General features: G+C 62.9%; 16 protein-coding genes and 2 tRNA genes. 9 read left to right on the top strand and 9 right to left on the bottom strand.

The annotated features are described in order from the left end of the window. Positions 1–124: 124 nt before the first annotated feature. Complete coding sequence (locus LDH74_RS19945) at positions 125–787, bottom strand: hypothetical protein (RefSeq protein ID WP_226040398.1); 663 nt, start codon at positions 785–787, stop codon at positions 125–127. A gap of 307 nt (positions 788–1,094) precedes the next feature. Here LDH74_RS19945 and LDH74_RS26500 point away from each other — a divergent pair, with 307 nt between their 5' ends. After that, positions 1,095–1,217, top strand: coding sequence for a hypothetical protein (locus LDH74_RS26500; protein ID WP_255680846.1), 123 nt, complete (start codon positions 1,095–1,097; stop codon positions 1,215–1,217). A gap of 213 nt (positions 1,218–1,430) precedes the next feature. Here LDH74_RS26500 and LDH74_RS19940 read toward each other — a convergent pair whose 3' ends face one another. Together LDH74_RS19940 and LDH74_RS19935 are read right to left on the bottom strand one after the other, a co-directional pair. Continuing rightward, positions 1,431–1,808, bottom strand: a complete 378-nt coding sequence (locus tag LDH74_RS19940; protein ID WP_226040397.1) for a nuclear transport factor 2 family protein — start codon at positions 1,806–1,808, stop codon at positions 1,431–1,433. Between the two features lie 305 nt (positions 1,809–2,113). Further along, positions 2,114–2,187 (bottom strand) — tRNA-Phe (locus LDH74_RS19935). Between the two features lie 221 nt (positions 2,188–2,408). Between LDH74_RS19935 and LDH74_RS19930 the strand changes: the two genes are divergently transcribed. Continuing rightward, positions 2,409–2,855, top strand: a complete 447-nt coding sequence (locus tag LDH74_RS19930) for a hypothetical protein (RefSeq protein ID WP_226040396.1) — start codon at positions 2,409–2,411, stop codon at positions 2,853–2,855. Between the two features lie 348 nt (positions 2,856–3,203). Beyond that, entirely contained in the window at positions 3,204–5,960 is a 2,757-nt protein-coding gene (locus tag LDH74_RS19925; protein ID WP_226040395.1) for an ice-binding family protein, read from the top strand. 502 nt (positions 5,961–6,462) lie between these two features. On the opposite strand, the gene LDH74_RS19920 is transcribed toward LDH74_RS19925, so the two are convergent. Next, positions 6,463–6,536: transfer RNA gene (locus tag LDH74_RS19920), tRNA-Val, on the bottom strand. Positions 6,537–6,598: 62 nt separating this feature from the next. Here LDH74_RS19920 and LDH74_RS19915 point away from each other — a divergent pair. The 3 genes from LDH74_RS19915 to LDH74_RS19905 all read left to right on the top strand — a co-directional run bounded on the left by LDH74_RS19915 (position 6,599) and on the right by LDH74_RS19905 (position 10,069). After that, positions 6,599–7,315: a DUF192 domain-containing protein gene (locus LDH74_RS19915; protein WP_226040394.1), complete on the top strand. Its 717-nt coding sequence runs from the start codon at positions 6,599–6,601 to the stop codon at positions 7,313–7,315. A gap of 33 nt (positions 7,316–7,348) precedes the next feature. After that, positions 7,349–9,349, top strand: a complete 2,001-nt coding sequence (locus LDH74_RS19910; RefSeq protein WP_226040393.1) for an ABC transporter ATP-binding protein — start codon at positions 7,349–7,351, stop codon at positions 9,347–9,349. A gap of 114 nt (positions 9,350–9,463) precedes the next feature. Then, a complete protein-coding gene (locus LDH74_RS19905) occupies positions 9,464–10,069 on the top strand; it encodes a Yip1 family protein (protein ID WP_226040392.1) in 606 nt (201 codons plus the stop codon). A gap of 50 nt (positions 10,070–10,119) precedes the next feature. Here the strand turns inward: LDH74_RS19905 and LDH74_RS19900 are convergent, their stop codons facing one another. Together LDH74_RS19900 and LDH74_RS19895 are read right to left on the bottom strand one after the other, a co-directional pair. Further along, positions 10,120–10,464: a hypothetical protein gene (locus tag LDH74_RS19900; protein ID WP_226040391.1), complete on the bottom strand. Its 345-nt coding sequence runs from the start codon at positions 10,462–10,464 to the stop codon at positions 10,120–10,122. 64 nt (positions 10,465–10,528) lie between these two features. Further along, positions 10,529–11,470: a phosphatase PAP2 family protein gene (locus tag LDH74_RS19895; RefSeq protein WP_226040390.1), complete on the bottom strand. Its 942-nt coding sequence runs from the start codon at positions 11,468–11,470 to the stop codon at positions 10,529–10,531. Between the two features lie 152 nt (positions 11,471–11,622). On the opposite strand from LDH74_RS19895, the gene LDH74_RS19890 reads away from it, so the two are divergent. Further along, positions 11,623–12,360: a creatininase family protein gene (locus tag LDH74_RS19890; protein ID WP_226040389.1), complete on the top strand. Its 738-nt coding sequence runs from the start codon at positions 11,623–11,625 to the stop codon at positions 12,358–12,360. A 45-nt stretch (positions 12,361–12,405) separates the two neighbouring features. On the opposite strand, the gene LDH74_RS19885 is transcribed toward LDH74_RS19890, so the two are convergent. Both LDH74_RS19885 and LDH74_RS19880 read right to left on the bottom strand, forming a co-directional pair. Beyond that, positions 12,406–12,870 carry a DUF5790 family protein gene (locus LDH74_RS19885; RefSeq protein ID WP_226040388.1) on the bottom strand — a complete coding sequence of 155 codons (465 nt, stop codon included), beginning with the start codon at positions 12,868–12,870 and terminating at the stop codon, positions 12,406–12,408. A gap of 340 nt (positions 12,871–13,210) precedes the next feature. Continuing rightward, positions 13,211–13,570 carry a dihydroneopterin aldolase family protein gene (locus LDH74_RS19880; protein ID WP_226040387.1) on the bottom strand — a complete coding sequence of 120 codons (360 nt, stop codon included), beginning with the start codon at positions 13,568–13,570 and terminating at the stop codon, positions 13,211–13,213. 368 nt (positions 13,571–13,938) lie between these two features. On the opposite strand from LDH74_RS19880, the gene azf reads away from it, so the two are divergent. Then, positions 13,939–14,712, top strand: coding sequence for an NAD-dependent glucose-6-phosphate dehydrogenase Azf (gene azf, locus LDH74_RS19875; protein ID WP_226040386.1), 774 nt, complete (start codon positions 13,939–13,941; stop codon positions 14,710–14,712). A gap of 109 nt (positions 14,713–14,821) precedes the next feature. Continuing rightward, positions 14,822–15,793: an aldo/keto reductase gene (locus tag LDH74_RS19870; RefSeq protein WP_226040385.1), complete on the top strand. Its 972-nt coding sequence runs from the start codon at positions 14,822–14,824 to the stop codon at positions 15,791–15,793. Positions 15,794–15,820: 27 nt separating this feature from the next. Here the strand turns inward: LDH74_RS19870 and LDH74_RS19865 are convergent, their stop codons facing one another. After that, positions 15,821–16,693, bottom strand: a complete 873-nt coding sequence (locus LDH74_RS19865) for an LLM class F420-dependent oxidoreductase (RefSeq protein ID WP_226040384.1) — start codon at positions 16,691–16,693, stop codon at positions 15,821–15,823. Between the last annotated feature and the right edge of the window lie 84 nt (positions 16,694–16,777).

Here is a 16,777-nt window from a genome sequence, read left to right as displayed (position 1 = left end):
GTTCGAATTGGCATCGATTTCGGACATCGGTTTCTATTACTTACTCTCTCAAAGACGGAAAAGTCGTCCGGCCAGACAGTCGTCTTCGAACGAGCGAACGGAAATAGCTGAGAACCGCAACCACTCACTCGAGAGACGGGAGTATTTCTTCGCGAATATACTCGAGAAAGTCCGCCGAGTCGAACGAAGACGGACGATAGAGTTCCACGTAGCCGCTTCGGGTGGCCGTCATCTTCACGTCGTCCCCGTCGTGCTCGTCGGAGAGCCCGATCTGGTTGAGAGACGAATTCTCGAGCACGTCGCCCATCTCGTCGCGAAGGTCCTCGCCGTGAAAGATCCCGTTGACGTCGGTTTCGGCGGGCCCGTAGAACCCGGCTTTCCACGGCGTCGCTCCCTCCCGGGCCGCGACGAACTCGTCGAGATCGATCGTCGCCCGCTCGATGCTCGAGTTCGTCTCCCTCCCGATGAAATCGAACGCGAAGGCGCCGTCGCCGCTGTCGACGACGACGAACTCGCCCGGGATGCCGACGAATTCGGCGTACCGCGTGACGGTCCGCTCTCGCTCGTCGACGTGGATCTCGCCGTTTTCGATCGTCGTCGCGGTTTCGTTCGCGATCGCGTCGGCGGCCGCCCGTCCCTCGAAGGCCATCTCCCCCGACGGAAGCGAGAACACGCGGTCGATCGTGAGACACCGCTCGAGTTCGTGCCCGTCCTCGGTGACCGTCTCCGCGAACGAGTCGACGACCTTGAACGTCCCGTCGACGACGCCGAGCACACCTGCTTTCATGCGTAGCACCAATCAGACCGTTCTGATATATTATGTGATATTCCGGTGGCAGCACCCGCGACGCTGCGCCGCCCGGTTTGGATACTCGCAGGTTCTCGACGGGTCGTTCGGCTCGAGGTGGGGGCTCAACTGCAGACTGGGGACTGGAAGAGTCCTCCTGGGTCACTATGTAATGAACCGTAGAACCATGCCGCCTCCCGGATTTGAACGCGGGAGACGGCATCGACTTCGTCGCGTAGCTTTCCCCATACTGTACTACGGCGGCACACCTGAACCTCGGGGTGAGTCGGGCGTTTCGGTAGTTGAAATGAATACGGACGAACTGCAACCCATTACCCCGGAACGCGCGAAGGAAATGTACCTCCACGCCCGCAAAGGCGAAGTATCGCAATCGACCCTCGACGGCTACCACTATCGGCTCGTCATTTGAATGTTATTTTGTTCCTCGACCCTCCACTCTCTTCTCGACAAGGCACTCGTTGCGGAGACGAGTAAGAGCATCATTTTCTCGGGAGATTGGGGCAGGCGTCGAATCTGCCACTGGACAACCGTTGACCGACGTTCGTTCCTTCGGGGGAACCAATCTACCGATTCGGTCCCTGGAGTTGGTTTACCGGCTTTCAGCGGGGACGAGGGCAGGGTTTCAGTCGTGTGGCAGGAGCACGACCATCTTCCAGCCCTCCTCGGTCCGCCGAAAGACGTGGGTCGTGACGAGGCGTTCGAGCACCGTATCGTCGGCCGTGTACCGCACCCAGTGGACCCGGACGCGGGCCCGGTCGTCGGCGACTGCCTCGACCTCGACCTCCTCAGCCTCCGAGTAGGCGTACCCCCGCTCCTCCAGCGAGTCGAGGATGGCCGCAAAGAGGTCCTCGACGGCGTCCCGGGTTTCGAGCATCTGAACTGTCTCCGCCACCAAAAGCGCCGGTTCGTGGAAGTGCGCGGCGACGGCTTCGGGGTCGCCGTTGGAGAAGGTTTCGCCGTAATCGTGGACGAACTCGCGGACCGCCTGTTCGGTATCCATACCTCCAACATGTCCCCTATCGGTCAAGTTTCTGTCGGTCAAGCGCCGGCAGTTGCTTTCCGAGGTGAATCGCCAGAGGGCGTGGGGGCTCGAGTGAAACTCCGTTCAAATCTAATCGGATAAATCGGCAATAATCGCAGTGAGGAGTTTCTTTCTGTCGAATGCTTCCCGAGTAAATAAGGGATGCCGCCTCCCGGATTGTGAACTACGCCGGAGAACCTGCGCTTCGCGCAGAACCTCCGTCTAGTTCAAATCCGGTCGGCGTCGTTTCTACGCCTCCTCACTTCGTTCGTCGCCGCAGAATATGCCGCCTCCCGGATTTGAACCGGGGACAGCTCGATCTTCAGTCGAGTGCTCTCCCAGTCTGAGCTAAGGCGGCCTACCTCACTCTCCGGTCAAGGTATAAAAAAGGATTTCGAATCGGGATCGGCGTTCCGCCTCGCTTACAGGAGACGGCAGCGTGATCAGGCGACTCGAGTAAGTCACCGAAAAACGAGTAACGGAGACAATACGGGCACATCTATACGTGATTACCCGCCGTCTGTTGGAATATCGGATATTCAAGACACCCTTTTGCCCATCGGCGGGTAATACCTTGTTATGGAAGCCCTTACCTCGAGCCAAGCGGAACGAGAGCTCTCCGCGGACACCATCCTCGAGCTGCTGGCAAACCGTCGACGGCGATACCTGCTGTACGCATTACGGGGGCGAGAGGATCCGATCGAGCTCTCGACGCTGGCCGAGACGGTGGCGGGGTGGGAACACGACGTCCCGCCGGACGAGGTCGCGAAAAACGAGTACAAGAGCGTCTACGTCTCGTCGGTCCAGTGCCACGTCCCGAAACTCGACGATGCGGGCGTCGTCGATCACGACGAGAACAACCACACCGTCGTCCTCGCGGACAACTTCGATCAGCTCGAGCCCTACCTCCGGATCGTCGTCAAGGACGAACCGGAGAACTCGACGCTCCACGCCGCTCTCCAGACCGAGTCGGGCGACGGCCTGCTCGGCCAGATCCGGGAGAACGTCGCCCGCCTCAAACAGTAACGATCGCGGCACGTGTCGTGCCGTTCGGTCCGTCGTTCGGTCGACCGACTCGAGGCTTTTCGTCCATGTTCGAAGACCGTGGACTCGCTCGCCGCTTTTCTGTCGTCTCTACCGGTGTTCGATGTCGTCATCGGGCTCGAGTCGCTATCCGAACGAGGTCTGTCACTCGCCGGGTGTGGCTTCCCGCCTGATCCGATAGAAACTACCGATACTCCGCAGGCACCGGTTACCTCGGCAACGTACGCCGAACTGACCAGCAATTCTGAATACGGGACGAAATCGAAATAGCATCTCGTTTCATAACAGTAACTTGAACATTACAATACTATCCGTCAGTTATTACCAGATATGGATTACAGTCCAACTAGGAGAACTGTCATCACATCGAGCGGGCTGCTCACAGCTGGTCTCGCCGGCTGTATGGGCGCCATTCAGGAAAATAACGATCCGGAAGAGACGTCCACGAACGCGCTTCAAGTCCAACAGGTGGACGGCCCAGCACCGGTCGATCTCGGGACGGCCTGTGATTTTTCGATCCTGGCAAAATCCGGAATATCGAGCGTTCCCAATTCCGACGTGGCGGGAGACATTGGCGTGAGTCCGATCGCGTCGACCGCGATAACCGGATTCGATCTGACGTTGGATGCGACGGGCGTCTTCGCGACGTCGACGCAGGTGGGCGGACGGGTGTACGCGGCCAATTATGCGGAGCCGACCCCGTCCAGATTGACCACGGCCGTGAGCGATATGGAAGCCGCGTTCACCGATGCGTACGGCCGCGTCCCGCCGGACGTTACGGAGTTAGGCGGCGGCAATATCGGCGGGGAGACGCTTACTCCGGGCGTCTACAACTGGAGTACGGACGTCCTGATCGACGAGGATATCACCATCGACGGTGGCCCGGACGACACCTGGATCTTCCAGATTGCGGGAGATCTCACCGTGGCGAGCGGGGTGAACGTCAATCTGACAGGTGGCGCACAGCCCGAAAACATCGTCTGGGTGGTCGCCGGCGGTGCCGGCGTCGAGATCGGGACGGACGCGAACTTTGCGGGAGTTGTACTGGCTCAGACGGGGATTAACGTGCTCACCAACGCGACGGTGGACGGCTGTTTGTACGCCCAAACCGACGTCAATCTGCAGATGGCGACGGTTACCGGGTGCGACTGCGATCTCGTCGACCTGCAAGTTGATTCGGCGTGTGTAGATGAGGACGGGGAGATCACGGTAACGAACCCTAACGACGTCTCGGTGATGGTGACCATTACCGGTCCCGATGCGTACGAGGAGACGATGGAGGTTCCCGCCGGCGGTTCGGCGACGTGGGGGACTCTCGCGGACGGAACGTATTCGCTCGAGACCGACAGTATCGCGATCGGTCTCGATATCACGACGCTCGACATTAGTTGCGATTCGGCCGTCCCCGACGTCGTCACGACGCCGGCGACGGAGGTCAACGGCTCGACGGCCACGCTCAACGGAGAGTTGACCGACCTCGGCGACTTCGACACCGTCGACGTCTTCTTCGAGTGGCGCGAGCTCGGCACGGAGGAGTGGATCGCCACCGCGCCGCAGACGCTCGACGCGCCCGGCGACTTCAGCGCCGGAATCGAGGGCCTCGAGCCCGGCAACACGTACGAGTTCCGGGCGGTCGGGCTGGCGAACGGCGAACGGGTGGAAGGGGCCACGCTTCGCATCATCAAGACGGTGCCAGGTGTACCGGAGGTCATCACGTCGCCGGCGACGGAGGTCAACGGCTCGACGGCGACGCTCAACGGCGAACTGCTCGATCTCGGCGACTTCGACGCGGTCGACGTCTTCTTCGAGTGGCGTGAAGTCGGCACGAACGAGTGGACTGCCACCGCGCCGCAGACGCTCGACGCGCCCGGCGACTTCAGCGCCGGGATCGAGGGCCTCGAGCCCGGCGGCACGTACGAATTCCGGGCGGTCGCAGTGACCGATGACACGCGCGACGAAGGGGCCGTTCTCTCATTCACCAAAGACGAACCCGGCGCACCCATCGTCGAAACCCAGACGGCGACGGAGGTCAACGGATCGACGGCCACGCTCAACGGTGAGCTGATCGAGATCGGGGACTTTGATTCCGTCGACGTCTTCTTCGAGTGGCGTGCGCTCGGCGAGGAAGACTGGACCGCCACTGCGCCGCAGACGCTCGACGCGCCCGGCGACTTCAGCGCCGGGATCGAGGGCCTCGAGCCCGGCAACACGTACGAATTCCGAGCGGTCGTCGTGGCCGATGGCACGCGTGAGGAAGGGACCATCGTCTCGTTCACCAAAGCTGAGGCCGGCGTCCCCAGCGTCGAGACGGAGCCGGCGACGGAGATCAACGGCTCGACCGCGACGCTCAACGGTGAAGTACTCGATCTCGGGGACTTCGACACCGTCGACGTCTTCTTCGAGTGGCGCGAACTCGGCGCGGACGAGTGGATCGCCACCGAGTCCCAGACGCTCAACGAACCCGGTGATTTCAGCGCCGGAATCGAAGGCCTCGAACTCGGTTCTACGTACGAATTCCGGGCAGTCATGGTCGCGAACGGCGAACGATTCCTCGGAGTCACGCTCTCGTTCACCAAATTCGGGCCGGATGAGTTGGCTGTCGAGACGAGGCCAGCGACGGCGGTCAACGGCTCGACGGCGACGCTCAACGGCGAACTGCTCGAACTCGAGGGTGCAGCGGAGGTGACCGTCTACTTCCTGTACCGGGTCAAGGGAACGACGGTGTGGACGTTCACCGACGAGCAGGTCCTCACCGAACCCGGGCCGTTCAGCGCGACGGCGACGAACCTCGAGACGGGCACGACCTACGAGTTCCAAGCGGTCGCCCAGGTGGGCGACACAGTGGTATACGGCGATATTCTGGAGTTCACAAAGGAACCCGATAACGGAGATGACGGAGATGATGGGAAGAACAAGAAGAAGAAAAAGCGCGAATACAAGCGCGCAAAACGCGAGTACGAGGAGTACAAAAAGAAATACGAGAAAGGGAAGGTGAACAAGAAGCAACTGAAAAAGAAGCGACACGCGTACGAGCGCGCAAAACGCGAGTACGAGGAGTACGTAGAGGACTGTAAGAACGCGTCCTGATCCGGTCGATCGATCGATTTCGGATCACATTCGATCGCGCTGCCGTGGCGTCGCTTCGGCCGTTTTCTTTGGTTTCCGATACAGAGAGCGACGTTGGAAAACGTTCGTACAGGATTGGATCGAGCGGGTTCGTTGCAGTCGAGTTGCCCGCTGATTCGAACCACTCGAGACGGATTTCAACCGTCATGGATCGTTCGGAGGAGAAGTATGGGCTCGGACGGGTTCGAACCACCTGAACTTCGCTCACTACCGTTCGCTCGTTCCGTATTTCAACCCGCCACTCGCGACGGATTTCTGCCGCTCACGGATTGTTCGCGGCAGAAATATGGGCTCAGGCGGGTTCGAACCGAAATCAGACGTGCTCGTGGTTCGAGAGAGCGCAGCTCTCTCGTCATCACGGAAGACGCTTCGCGTCTTCCGATCGACTTCGCTGCGCGCGACTGATAGGGTTCGAACCGCCCTCGCATACATTTCTCTGGCTCACTATCGTTCGTCAGAGAAATGGGCTCGGGCGGGTTCGAACCACCGATCTCGGCCTTGTAAAGGCCGCGTCATAACCAGCTAGACTACGAGCCCGTATCCGGGACGAGTCGCCCCGTCCGAATAACCTTTACTCTCTCGCGTTGCGGATATCATACATGGCTCTCGAGCGCGTATGGAAAGGGCTCCTCGTCCTCGCCGTCGTCGCAGCTGTTGGTATCGTCCTCGTACAAGCTGGCCTCGTCTCCGTCCCCTGGGGCCCTGACGATGGCGAGGTTCGGATCCTCGACGATGGATCCGATGACGACCCAAGCGCTGACGCGGATCCCGAATCGGGCAACGGAGGTAGCGCCGAGGGTGAAGGGACGAACGGAAGCGATGGGAGCGATGGGGATGCTGGCCCAGAACCCAAGGCCGTCGTCGATGTCGAAATCGCAGACGATAGGCAGGAACGCTACACTGGGTTGAGCGATCACGAGTCCCTCGAGCCGGGTAACGGGATGTTATTCGTCCACAACCAGGAGCGAGACCTGACCTACGTGATGCGCGAGATGGACTTCGACATCGACATCATCTTCATCAACGCCGATCGAGAGATTACGACGATTCACCACGCTCGCGCGCCCGGCCCTGACGAGGACGGCAACGATCTGGAGTACTCCGGGCGCGGCAAGTGGGTACTCGAGGTGCCACGCGGCTACGCGAACGAGACGGGGATCGAAGTCGGCGACGAAGTCGAAATCGACCTCGAGTCGAACCAGACGACCATTACCAGTGCCGGATCCGGTTCACTCGAGCGCGTCGCCGCGACTGTAGATCGCGAGCCGACCACGCCAGCAGCGGTCGACGCCAGCCGTATTTCGGCTCGTCGGTAATTCTTATTGCCGGCGGCCCCCGAGCCCCGTTGAATGAGTAACGCCGACTGGGACGAGGACGATCCCTTCGAGGAACAGCGGGCGGAGATCGAGAATCCGATGAAGCGGCTGTTCCTCGAGTACGGGTCGAACTACACGAGCGCCGCCGCCATCGGCGTCGTCGCGAGCTTTTTCGCTCGGATCCTGGACCTGCTTCCGGCGCTCATGCTGGGGGTCGCGATCGACGCCGTGATCCGCCGGGAGATTCCGTACGCCGAGGCGTTCCCGATCGGCGGAGGGCTCATCGGCCCCTACGTCCCGGAGGGGCGGCTGGCACAGTTCTGGCTGACGATCGGGATCATCGCGGGTGCCTTTCTCTGTTCGGCCGTGTTCCACTGGACCCGAAACTGGGGGTTCAACATCTTCGCTCAGAACGTCCAGCACGATATCCGGACCGACACCTACGACGAGATGCAGCGCCTGGACATGGGATTTTTCGCCGACAAGCAGACCGGCGAGATGATGTCGATCCTCTCGAACGACGTCAACCGCCTCGAGAAGTTTCTGAACGACGGGATGAACTCCCTCTTTCGGCTGCTCGTGATGGTGCTGGGAATCGGGGGACTGCTGTTCGCGATCAACTGGCAGTTGGCCCTGATCGCGCTCCTCCCGGTGCCGCTGATCGCCGTCTTCACCTACCTGTTCATCCAGACCATCCAGCCCAAATATGCTCAGGTCCGCTCGACCGTCGGGAAGGTCAACTCCCGACTCGAGAACAACCTCGGGGGCATTCAGGTCATCAAGTCCAGTACGACCGAGGAGTACGAATCCGAACGGGTCGAAGACGTCTCTCGAGACTACTTCGACGCCAACTGGGGCGCGATTCGGACCCGGATCAAGTTCTTCCCCAGCCTGCGCGTGCTCGCGGGAATCGGCTTCGTCATCACCTTCCTCGTCGGCGGCCTCTGGGTCATCTCGGGCCCGCCCGGACCGTTCTCCGGCGAACTCAGTACCGGGATGTTCGTCGTCTTCATCCTCTACACTCAGCGCTTCATCTGGCCGATGGCCCAGTTCGGGCAGATCATCAACATGTACCAGCGCGCTCGCGCCTCGAGCGAGCGCATCTTCGGGCTGATGGACGAACCGAACCGGGTCGGCGAGGAACCGAACGCGCCAGACCTCGAGGTAACCGAGGGCCGCGTCGAGTACGACGACGTTTCGTTCAGCTACGGCGATCGCGAGGCGGAACGGACCATAGGCGAGTCAATCGAGGAGCACCCGGACTCGGGAGACGCGGAGACGATCCTCGAGGGGATCGATTTCACCGTCGACGGCGGCGAGACGCTCGCGCTGGTCGGTCCCACGGGGGCCGGCAAATCGACGGTGCTCAAACTCCTCTTGCGGATGTACGACGTCGACGAGGGGGCGATCCGCGTCGACGGACAGAACGTCGAAGACGTCACGCTCCGCAGCCTCCGCGAGTCGCTGGGCTACGTGAGTCAGGACACCTTCCTCTTCTACGGCAGCGTCGAAGAGAACATCACGTACGGCACCTTCGACGCGTCCCGCGAGGACGTGATCGAGGCCGCGAAGATGGCCGAGGCTCACGACTTCATCACCAACCTGCCCGAGGGGTACGACACCGAGGTCGGCGAACGCGGGGTCAAACTCTCCGGCGGCCAGCGCCAGCGGCTCTCGATCGCCCGCGCGATCCTCAAAGACCCCGACATCCTCGTGCTAGACGAGGCGACCAGCGACGTCGATACCGAGACGGAGATGCTTATCCAACGATCGATCGACGAACTCGCAGCGGATCGGACCACCTTCGCCATCGCTCACCGGCTCTCGACGATCAAAGACGCCGATCAGATCCTCGTCCTCGAGGGCGGCGAGATCGTCGAACGAGGGACGCACGACGAACTGCTCGCGAACGACGGACTCTACTCGCACCTCTGGGGCGTCCAGGCCGGCGAGATCGACGAACTTCCCGAAGAGTTCATCGAGCGGGCTCAGCGCCGGCAGGCACGAACGGAAGTAGAGCAAACGGACGATTGAACGCGAGCGTCGTGGGTCTGGCGACGCGATTGTCGAACCGCGATGTTCGCACTCGGCCCTCTATATCACCTATATAGGGTGAAAGTTAATTCATACCAATTCAAAATATATGACATGAGTCCGCGAACACCGCTCCTGAAACCAGGCGACTATTTCTCGGATCGCGAGGATGTACATCTTCCCAGCCTCGCCGTGTTTACACTTTTCGTCGTTGCGAGCGTCGTGATGACGGTCGTGATGATCCAGTTGCTGTTCGACCAGATAACAGGCGTTTCGAAGGGCACTCGGAGGGGAGTGCTCTTACTCACGATCCCTGGAATAGTGGTCAGTCTCGTCATCGGCTGGTTCGTCGTCGCTGCGATTATGCATTTTTTAGGCGGGAAGGCGTCGAACACGGGGACGTTTGCCGACGCCCTCGCCGTCGCCGGCTGGGCGTACGCTCCGAACCTCCTCGCTGTTCCGTTCCGGGTATTTCAATTCCGGTCAAAAATTGAGTCCAGAACGATCAATGCGACAGATCCGGCGCAGCTCGAGGCCCAACTCGAGGCGATGCAATGGGGATCCGGAAGAGTAGAAGTTCTCATCTATCTGGTCGTGATCGGTTGGAGTGTCTACATCCTCGCACACGGCATCTCGAATACCCACAACGCCTCCTACGGGAATGCAATAAGTGCCGCCGTACTCGTCGGTATCGGCTCGTTTCTGCTCGGACTGATGTAAGCAGGTCGGTATCCCCCGACTGCGGTTCAGCCTGGCCAACGGGACGCCGATCAGAACGACTCCTGTCCTTCCTGTCCTTCCTGATCCGGCCCTCCCTCGTCTTGCCTGTCCTCGCCCGTTGCGGGCGGCGTCCGGTCGCTGTAATTCTTCCGCCCGATCGCCTCGTCGCCGACCATGTTCGTGATCGCCTGTTCGACCTCACCGTAATCCCTGTACTCGTCCTCGTTCAGCGGCCCGATGAGTTCCTCGAGCGTCGTCGTATTCCCGCTCATCTCGACGGTTTCGTCGCCGTGTTCCTCGAGGAGTTCGTCGTGACCGATCGGGTACTCCAGGTTCTCGAGCGTCTCCTGCAGGTCGCCGAGTTCGATGCCGAGTTCGCGACTGTCTTCTGGCATACGTGAGGGAAGGACTCAATGCCGCAAACGGGTTGGGCCTGCGTTCGCCGTGGCACGCGGGCGGTCAGGGTGCGGTCGTCTCGTCGGTCGCCAACCGAGGGAACACGGCGGCCGGAAGCGCCGACAGGAGTCCGAGGAGCATCGCCGAGGCGACCAGTCTCGGCCGGCCGCCGAGAACGCCGAAGCCGCCGACGGCAGTGAGGGTGACGACGGCCATCAGCAGTTCGACTCGGTGCCGCTCGACGGGCGTCGATACGCGCATCGGTACGCCGTTCGCGGCCGTCCACCCCGCGAGCCCACCGGCCGCGAGCGCGACGTACGCGACGGCGCTGTCCGCGCGTCCGCTGGCGACCGCGGCGACGCCGGCCAGTCCCAACGCGAGCGCGAACGCGGTGACCGTCCGATCGAACGGCGATCGCTCGAGGAGCCACCACGTCACGGCGAGATATCCGCTCCCGACGACGATCCCCGCGACGACGTCGAGCGGGTAGTGGACGCCGAGAACGAGCCGAGTGAGCGAAACCGCCGCGACGATCACGCCGGCGACCGCGAGACGGAGTCGCCGCGTCCCCGCATCGAGTGCCAGCGCGAACAGCCCGTAGGTGACGGTCGCGCCGACTGCGTGACCGCTCGGAAACCCGTAGCCACCGGCGCTCGCGATCGAGAGGTACAGCGACTGCATCGACGACGGGAGGACGACTGGATCGAGCGTCGCGAGGTCGGGACGCGGTAACGCGAAGAAATGCTTCAATGTCGTCATCACCGCCAACCCGCCGACGATGACGGCGACGAACCAGGGGCCGTCCGATTGCCGGGCGCGACGGTCGCGTTCGAGCCACCGGCCGCGTCGCGCCGTGCGTCGCCACGCGACGGTCCACGACGCGCCAATCCCGAGTACGAGCAGGAACCAGCCGTCGCCGAGTTGGGTCACGGCCGCGGCGAGGACCGCGCCCCACTCCGGGACGAGGTCGCGGACAGCCTCGAGAACGCCAGCGCCGCGATACATACGCGCCGCCTTCCACTCTAGCGAAAATAACGACCGGGGTGGAACATGCAGGGTCGGCCGCTCCACTCGTGCAGGACCGCCGCTCCAGAATTCGAGCGAGAGAGCGGTTCGGCCACCGAGAGTTTCATATCCGCATGGGCAAATACTCGCGCATGGACCTCACCACGGCGACGTGGACGGACGTCCGAGACCTCGAGACGAACCTCGCGGTCGTCCCCGTCGGCAGCACGGAACAGCACGGCCCCCACGCCCCCCTCGGGACGGACGTGATGACCGCCGAGGCGGTCGCCGACGCCGGTCTCGAGCGAGTCGACCGGGACGTCGTCCGCGCGCCGGCGATTCCGGTCGGGATCGCCGAGGAACACCGTCAGTTCCCCGGGACGATGTGGGTCTCCGAGGATACCTTCCGCGACTACGTCGGCGAGGCCGTCGAGAGTCTGGCCTACCACGGCTTCGATCGCATCGTCATCGTCAACGGTCACGGTGGCAACGTCGACGCCCTCCGGGAGGTCGGCGGGCGACTCACCAGAAACGGCGACGCCTACGTCGTTCCATTCACCTGGTTCGAGAGCGTCGGCGAGCACACCGCAGACATGGGCCACGGCGGCCCCCTCGAGACCGGGCTCTTGCGCCACCTCGAGCCGGACCTACTTCGAGAGGGGCGGATCGACGAGGCCCGAGCCGGCGCGGCCGACGGGTGGGGCGACTGGACGAGTTACGTCAATCTAGCATATGACGCGGCGGAGTTTACGGAAAACGGGGTCGTCGGCGATCCGGACGAGGGCGACGCCCAGCGAGGAGAAACACTGCTCGAGTTAGCCGCCGACGCGCTGGCTCGGCTGCTCGAGGCGGTCGACGAGCGTGACGTCTCGAGGCCCGAGCGACGATAGGAACCGATTGCGATCGGGGATCGACAGTCGGCTGCGTTCGATCGGTTACTCCTCGTCCGCTTCGTCTTCTGCGTCCGCATCGTCGTCGGCGTCCGCGTCGTCGTCGGCCTCGTCCGCGGGGCCAGCGTCCTGCAGCGTCCCGCGCAGTGCCGGAATCGTCGACGTGAGTTCGCCGACCTGCTCGCCGGCCTCGGAGATGTCCGTGATGGCCTCCTCGAGGGTTTCGATCTCTTCCTCGAGGTCGTCCGCGTCGTCGAAGGCGTCGGCGCGCTGGCCCATCGTGAACCACTTTTTCGCATCGCGGAGGCTGTCCTCGGCATCGCCGGCGTCGAGCGCCGAATTGAGGCCGTTGAGGACGCCCAGCACGTTGTCGGCGTCGGTCTCCCAAATGTCGTCGGCGGCGGGCAGCGCCGCCCAGGCCTCCTCGAGCGATGCTTCGACGTCCTCGCGCATCTCGTTGGCCGCTTCCCCGAACAGTTCCTCGTCGTCGCCGAGCGTGGCTTGGCTCATGTCATCGTCTTTGCGACCGCCGGGGTTAAAAGATAGCCCGAAAGTGAAAGTGAAATCGGTCGGGAGCGCATCGATATCCGTCGAACGGCATCGAGATTTCGAAAGGAAAGTCATCGAACTTCGATCGAGGTGTAACTGCTCAACCCAGCAACCTCTTTTACCGGGGTCCTCCCTCGTTCGCTTCTCTCACTCGGTCGAACCCCGGCAAAACCCGTTGATGCCAAAAGACCGCCGTCGCGGGGTTTCACCCCGCTCCGGCGGAAAACCGCTCGCGACGCGAGCGGATGCTTGCGTACCGCCCGCGTTCAATGCCGTCTCGAGAAATCGAAATGTCAGATCCCTAGTCGCGAACTGACTCGAGTCGCATCAGCGGATAGCCGTCTTCCATTTCCATGCGCGTGACGACCTCGCAGCCCTCGTAGTCGACGACGATTTCAACCGCGAGGAATCGACCCGTCAGTTCGGTGTAGTCGGCGCTCGAGTCGGCGAGTTCGGCCTCGAGTTCGTCGGTCAGGACGTCCACGGAGACGTCGACGCAGTGGGGCTGGTTCTCGATCGAGTCTTCGATCGCCGTCTCGAGGCTGTCGGCGCTGTCCGGCGAGACGGGCGTGCCGGCGAACTGGTGGTAGAGCGAGCCGAACTTGATGCCGGCCTCGAAGCAGGCGGCCTCGGCGTCCGTGGGTGACGTGTCTGTCGGCATGTGCCAGTGCTCGCGTGCGGTCGGCAAGGGGATTGCGATGTACTGGAACGTCGCAGGGAGAGTCGTTCTATCGACTGGCTGTAGAACGTTGGATAACGGAACGAAGCATGTCCTGCTATCGTGGCAACAGGGAATCGCCACGCCTTCCCCAACCGATTCGCTCGTTGCACTCGCTCATCCCTCGCACGGTGTTCGTGTCGCGGTTCGCCGTTGGCTTCACCGCGACCCAGCGCGCACCACAGCATGTGGATCGTCGGTCAGGAACGAAAGGGTGGGTCTCAGGTGCTGCACTGGGTCGCGTGACACTCCCGCCCGAACTGCAGCGGAACCGCATGGTACTTATCGACGCTGTCCCTCACACCGAACGAATGGCACAGTCAGTCCTGCTCACCGGGGCTGCGGGGCGAGTCGGAGACGCCATCCTCGGCGGCCTCGCGGACGACCACGAGTGGCGGTTGCTGGATCGCGCTCCCCCGACGGACGACCAGCCGGGCGAGTTCGTCGTCGCGGACATCACCGACGAGGACGCCGTCCGCGAGGCGATGGAGGGAATCGACGTCGTGGTTCACCTCGCGGGCGATCCGCGACCGGAAGCGCCGTGGGACAGCGTCCTGACAAACAATATCGACGGCACCCAGACGATCTTCGAGGCCGCCGTCGACGCCGGCGTCGAGCAGGTCGTCTTCGCCTCGTCGAACCACGCCGTCGGCAACTACGAGACCGACGAGCGCACGCCCGACCTGTACCGCGAGCACGACGACTACCTCCTCGACGGCACCGAACTCCCCCGGCCGAGCAACCTCTACGGCGTCTCGAAGGCCGCCGGCGAGTCCCTGGGGAGATACTACCACGACGAATACGACCTCTCGGTCGTCTGCGTCCGCATCGGCAACCTCACGCAGGGCCACCCGCCGATCGACTACGAGCGCGGACAGGCGATGTGGCTCTCCTACCGCGACTGTGCACACCTCTTCGACCGCTGTATCCGCGCCGACTACGAGTACGAGATCGTCTACGGCATCTCCGACAACGACCGGAAGTACTACTCGCTCGAGCGCGCCCGCGAAGCCCTCGACTACGAGCCACAGGACAATTCCGCGTACTACGACGGCGAGGATCGGGTCGTCGAACCCGACGCCTGATCGCGCTCTCCCGTCGTCTGCCCGCTTTTGCTGCGACCGCGCCGTCCAGAATCGGCAACCGACTCGGACGAGCCGCGAGCTTTTGACGCTCGGCGTGGGTACTGACGGCATGGAGTACACCACGCTCGGAAACACGGGGATGACGGTCAGCCGCATCTGTCTGGGCTGTATGAGCTTCGGGACTGATCGGGAGTGGATGCTCGAGCCCGAGGAGAGCGAGGAACTCATCGAGCGCGCGATCGATCTGGGGATCAACTTCTTCGATACCGCGAACGTCTACTCGACGGGCGAGTCCGAGGAGATTCTGGGCGACGCGCTCGAGGGATACGACCGCGATTCGCAGGTGATCGCGACGAAGGTCTTCGGCGAGATGGATCCCGACGATCCGAACGCGAGCGGCCTCTCCCGCAAAGCGGTCGAACAGGAACTCGAGGCGAGTCTCGACCGCCTGGGGATGGACACCATCGACCTCTACCAGACCCACCGGTGGGATTACGACACGCCGGTCGAGGAAACCCTCCGCGCGCTCGACGATGCGGTTCGGCGCGGGAAGGTGCGCTACATCGGCACCTCCTCGATGTGGGCCCACCAGTTCGCCGACGCCCTCCACGCGAGCGACGCGCTCGGCCTCGAGCGCTTCGCCACGATGCAAAACCACTACAACGTGCTCTACCGCGAGGAGGAGCGAGAGATGCTGCCGCTCTGTGAGAACGAGGGGGTCGGCGTCATTCCGTGGTCGCCGCTGGCCCGCGGCGTCGCGACCCGTCCCCACGAAGCGATCGAATCGACGACCCGCGGCCAGACCGACAAGTACCTCGAGCAGATGTCCTACCTCCAGGGCGGCGGCGAGGAGATCAACGAGCGAATTCAGGAACTCGCCGACGAAAAGGGCGTCTCGATGGCCCAGATCTCGCTCGCGTGGCTGCTCCACAAGGACTGGGTCGACGCCCCCATCGTCGGGACGACCAGCGTCGAGCACCTGGAAGACGCCGTCGAGGCCCTCGAGATCGATCTCTCCGAGTCGGAGATGGAATCCCTCGAAGAACCCTACGAACCGCTGCCGGTGGCGGGTCACGAGTAGCCGAACGCGCCGCTCGCGAAGCGCCCGCTACAACAGATCGACGCCGTTCAGCACCTCGGCGACCCGCTCGAGGTGGGTCGCGTGCTCCTCCTCCTCGAGCCCCTGGTACATCGTCGTGATCGAGAGGTGGTCGGCGCCGAGCTCCCGCCAGGCCTGCGCGCGCTCGATCCATTCGTCTTCCTCGTCGGGAACGGCGTACATCCGGCCGCCGAGGCCGATATCGTCGGGGTCGCGGCCCGCCGCCTCGGCGTACTCGTAGAGGTCCGCGAGGTGTTCCTCGGCTTCGTCGCCCGGCTGGAACTGGGGTAACCAGCCATCCGCGATCCGAGCGACGCGGCGCTTGACCGGATCGGCCATGCCACCCATCCAGAGCGGAATCGGCTGCTGGACCGGACGCGGCCGGATGCCGACGTCCGGAATCTCGTGAAACTCGCCCTCGAAGTCGACGAGTTCGTCGGTCCAGAGTCGGCGGAGCACCTCGACTTGCTCCTCGATTCGCCGCCCTCGCCGCGAGAAATCCTCCCCCAGCGCGACGTACTCGGGTTCGTTCCAGCCGACGCCGACCCCCATGCGAAACCGCCCGTCGGTGAAGCGATCCAGCTGGGCGGCCTGCTTCGCGACGAGCGCGGTCTGGCGCTGGGGCAGGACGAGAATTCCGGTCATAAAGGCCAGTTCGTCGGTCTGCCCCGCCAGGTAGGAGTACGTGGTCAGCGGTTCGTGGAACGTGCTCTCGTAGTCGTAGGGACCGTCCCACCCCTCGCGATCGGGATCGACGCCGAGGACGTGATCGTACGCCAGCACGTGTTCGTACCCCGACTCCTCGACCCGCTGTGCGTAGTCGGCGAGCGTTCGCGGGTCGTGGCCGATCTCGAGTTGCGGGAGCACGGTACCGATTTCCATGCCCTCGGGTTCGGCCGGCCCGGACTTGAAACTCCCGTCGAGACTGAACGACGGCGGCCATCGGCAATATTGAGCTATCTGCAT

The sequence above is a fragment of the Natrinema sp. DC36 genome, from assembly GCF_020405225.1.
Classification (GTDB): Archaea; Halobacteriota; Halobacteria; order Halobacteriales; family Natrialbaceae; genus Natrinema.
Note: the sequence above shows the minus strand (reverse complement) of the source record. Positions and strands in the feature narration are given on the sequence as shown.

Coding starts and splice junctions, on each gene's coding strand:
- LDH74_RS19945 (WP_226040398.1), bottom strand. CDS start 787: ATGAAAGCAGGTGTGCTCGGCGTCGTCGACGGGACGTTCAAGGTCGTC.
- LDH74_RS26500 (WP_255680846.1), top strand. CDS start 1,095: ATGAATACGGACGAACTGCAACCCATTACCCCGGAACGCGCGAAGGAA.
- LDH74_RS19940 (WP_226040397.1), bottom strand. CDS start 1,808: ATGGATACCGAACAGGCGGTCCGCGAGTTCGTCCACGATTACGGCGAA.
- LDH74_RS19930 (WP_226040396.1), top strand. CDS start 2,409: ATGGAAGCCCTTACCTCGAGCCAAGCGGAACGAGAGCTCTCCGCGGAC.
- LDH74_RS19925 (WP_226040395.1), top strand. CDS start 3,204: ATGGATTACAGTCCAACTAGGAGAACTGTCATCACATCGAGCGGGCTG.
- LDH74_RS19915 (WP_226040394.1), top strand. CDS start 6,599: ATGGCTCTCGAGCGCGTATGGAAAGGGCTCCTCGTCCTCGCCGTCGTC.
- LDH74_RS19910 (WP_226040393.1), top strand. CDS start 7,349: ATGAGTAACGCCGACTGGGACGAGGACGATCCCTTCGAGGAACAGCGG.
- LDH74_RS19905 (WP_226040392.1), top strand. CDS start 9,464: ATGAGTCCGCGAACACCGCTCCTGAAACCAGGCGACTATTTCTCGGAT.
- LDH74_RS19900 (WP_226040391.1), bottom strand. CDS start 10,464: ATGCCAGAAGACAGTCGCGAACTCGGCATCGAACTCGGCGACCTGCAG.
- LDH74_RS19895 (WP_226040390.1), bottom strand. CDS start 11,470: ATGTATCGCGGCGCTGGCGTTCTCGAGGCTGTCCGCGACCTCGTCCCG.
- LDH74_RS19890 (WP_226040389.1), top strand. CDS start 11,623: ATGGACCTCACCACGGCGACGTGGACGGACGTCCGAGACCTCGAGACG.
- LDH74_RS19885 (WP_226040388.1), bottom strand. CDS start 12,870: ATGAGCCAAGCCACGCTCGGCGACGACGAGGAACTGTTCGGGGAAGCG.
- LDH74_RS19880 (WP_226040387.1), bottom strand. CDS start 13,570: ATGCCGACAGACACGTCACCCACGGACGCCGAGGCCGCCTGCTTCGAG.
- azf (WP_226040386.1), top strand. CDS start 13,939: ATGGCACAGTCAGTCCTGCTCACCGGGGCTGCGGGGCGAGTCGGAGAC.
- LDH74_RS19870 (WP_226040385.1), top strand. CDS start 14,822: ATGGAGTACACCACGCTCGGAAACACGGGGATGACGGTCAGCCGCATC.
- LDH74_RS19865 (WP_226040384.1), bottom strand. CDS start 16,693: ATGGAAATCGGTACCGTGCTCCCGCAACTCGAGATCGGCCACGACCCG.